We start from the raw sequence: 2,297 nt of genomic DNA on the forward strand, positions 1-2,297 counted from the left end.
TTACAGGCCGCGGGTCTGGAAGTCAGTGTAATAAAAGACGTAACACCCATACCCCACAACGGGTGTAGGCCGCCTAAAAGAAGAAGAGTATAAGGAGGTAGTGGCATAAGTGGGAAGATACATTGATTCCGTTTGCCGCCAGTGTCGCCGGGAAGGTGAAAAGTTATTCCTGAAAGGGGACCGGTGCTATTCAGAGAAGTGTGCAGTGGAGAGGAAACCATACGCACCGGGAGCCCATGGACAGAACCGGAGACAAAAGCCCTCTGAATACGGGCTGCAGCTGCGTGAGAAGCAAAAAACCCGCAGGATTTATGGGGTTTTGGAAAAACAGTTCAGTAATTATTTCAAAAAGGCTGATCGTCAACAGGGTATAACCGGCGAAAATCTTCTGGTACTCCTGGAGAGGCGTCTGGATAACGTGGTTTACCGGCTCGGTTTCGCCTCGTCTCGGGCGGAAGCCCGCCAGCTAGTTACCCATGGTCACTTTACTGTCAATGGCAAAAAGGCCACCATTCCTTCAATGCTGGTCAGGATTAATGATGTCATTCAGGTTAAACCAGGCAGCAAAGAATCCTCCAAATTTGCGGAGATGAAGGAACAGGCAGCATATAAGACCCCGCCGGAATGGCTGAGTGTGGACGTGGAGAATCTAACCGGTACTGTTCTGGCTTACCCCGCCCGGGATCAAATAGATACTCAGGTACACGAACAGCTCATCGTAGAACTCTACTCTAGATAATCACCTCTAGAAAGGAGGGTCTGTTATAATGCTGGAGATGGAAAAACCGCGCATTGAGTGTGTAGATAAAGACCCCGAAAAAAACTATGGCAAGTTTGTTATTGAACCCTTGGAACGTGGATATGGAACCACCTTGGGCAATTCGCTGCGCCGCGTTTTATTGTCTTCACTGCCTGGAGCAGCGGTTACCTCTATCAAGGTTGACGGCGTGTTGCATGAGTTTTCCACCATACCCAATGTGGTTGAGGATACTACCGAAATCATCCTCAACATCAAGAAGCTGGTCCTCAAATATGACAGTCAGGATCGTAAAATTCTGCGCATCGAAAAAGAAGGTAAAATGGATTTGAAGGCCAGTGACATAACGCCTGATGGCGAAGTGGAAATACTTAACCCGGATCTGCACATTGCCACTCTGGATGAAGGGGCCAAAATCTCCATGGAACTGACCGTGGAACGGGGCCGGGGCTATGTCAGCGCCGACCAACAGCCTATCAAAAGCGAAGAGATCGTAGGCTTGATTCCGATTGATTCTATTTATACCCCGGTAACCAAGGTCAACTATTCGGTTGACATGGCCAGGGTCGGCAAGCGCACCGATTATGACAGTTTGACCCTTGAGGTATGGACCAATGGAAGTATCAGCCCGGAGGAAGGAATCAGCCTGTCTGCACAGATATTGATCGAATATTTGAAACTCTTCACCGAGATCGACGATACTTATGCTGAAGTGGAAATCCTGGTGGAAAAAGAAGAAGAAAAGAAAGACAAGGTTCTGGAGATGTCCATCGAGGAACTGGAACTCTCGGTTCGCGCTTCTAATGGGCTTAAACGGGCCAATATCAATACCGTCGGCGATCTGATTGAAAAGACTCGTGAAGAGATGAGCAAAATCAGAAACCTGGGACAAAAATCTCTGGAAGAAATCGAAAGAAAACTTAAAGAACTTGACTTGTCCTTTAAGAAAACGGAGGACTAGAAAGGAGGAGCCCCAGTGGCTTACCGTAGATTAGGACTTTTGAGCCATCAAAGAAGGGCGTTGCTAAGAAACGCGGTGACTTCTTTGCTGGAAAGTGAAAAAATAACCACCACCGAGACCAGAGCCAAAGAAATTAAACGTATCGCTGACAAAATGATCAGCCTCAGCAAAGCAGGCGACCTGCATGCGCGCCGCCAGGCCCATGCATATCTGACCAAAGAACCGGTAGTAAAGAAGTTATTCACCGAACTGGCTGAGCGCTACAAGGACCGCCAGGGTGGGTATACCCGTATTATAAAAGTCGGCTTTCGTCAGGGCGATGGCGCCCCCTTGGCAATTATTGAGCTGGTGCAGTAATCCTGCTGAATCAGGCCGTTAATTACAGCAGGAGCGGGGATAGGCGGGTCCATCCCCGGTTTGACCTCGAAAGTACAGGCATTTCCGGGCAGTGATGGCAGACATCCAGCCCGGACAGGATTCGAGGTGTTGCTGCGTTTTTCTCGGTCCGATAAGTTGCAATAGGCATGGACAGCCGGGATAAGCCTGCACACAGGGCTTAAGGCGGTCCCATGCCGGCTA

Annotated in this window: 4 protein-coding genes; all 4 read left to right on the forward strand. The window is 49.2% G+C overall.

Annotation, left to right across the window (positions count from 1 at the left end; translation table 11 throughout):
* On the forward strand, nt 1-93 hold a 93-nt coding region (gene rpsK, locus B3W37_RS05600), incomplete at its 5' end, for a 30S ribosomal protein S11 (RefSeq protein WP_483175018.1).
* 16 nt (nt 94-109) lie between these two features.
* Nucleotides 110-739: a 30S ribosomal protein S4 gene (gene rpsD, locus B3W37_RS05605; RefSeq protein ID WP_481041539.1), complete on the forward strand. Its 630-nt coding sequence runs from the start codon at nt 110-112 to the stop codon at nt 737-739.
* A 28-nt stretch (nt 740-767) separates the two neighbouring features.
* Nucleotides 768-1,718, forward strand: a complete 951-nt coding sequence (locus B3W37_RS05610) for a DNA-directed RNA polymerase subunit alpha (protein WP_481041537.1) — start codon at nt 768-770, stop codon at nt 1,716-1,718.
* A 15-nt stretch (nt 1,719-1,733) separates the two neighbouring features.
* Nucleotides 1,734-2,075 carry a 50S ribosomal protein L17 gene (gene rplQ, locus B3W37_RS05615; RefSeq protein WP_483175017.1) on the forward strand — a complete coding sequence of 114 codons (342 nt, stop codon included), beginning with the start codon at nt 1,734-1,736 and terminating at the stop codon, nt 2,073-2,075.
* Nucleotides 2,076-2,297 lie beyond the last annotated feature (222 nt).

The sequence above is a fragment of the Syntrophomonas sp. UBA5494 genome (assembly GCF_002426325.1).

Bases quoted from the DNA above. Each gene is read 5' to 3' on its own strand.
- B3W37_RS05610 (WP_481041537.1), top strand. From the start codon at position 768: ATGCTGGAGATGGAAAAACCGCGCATTGAGTGTGTAGATAAAGACCCC.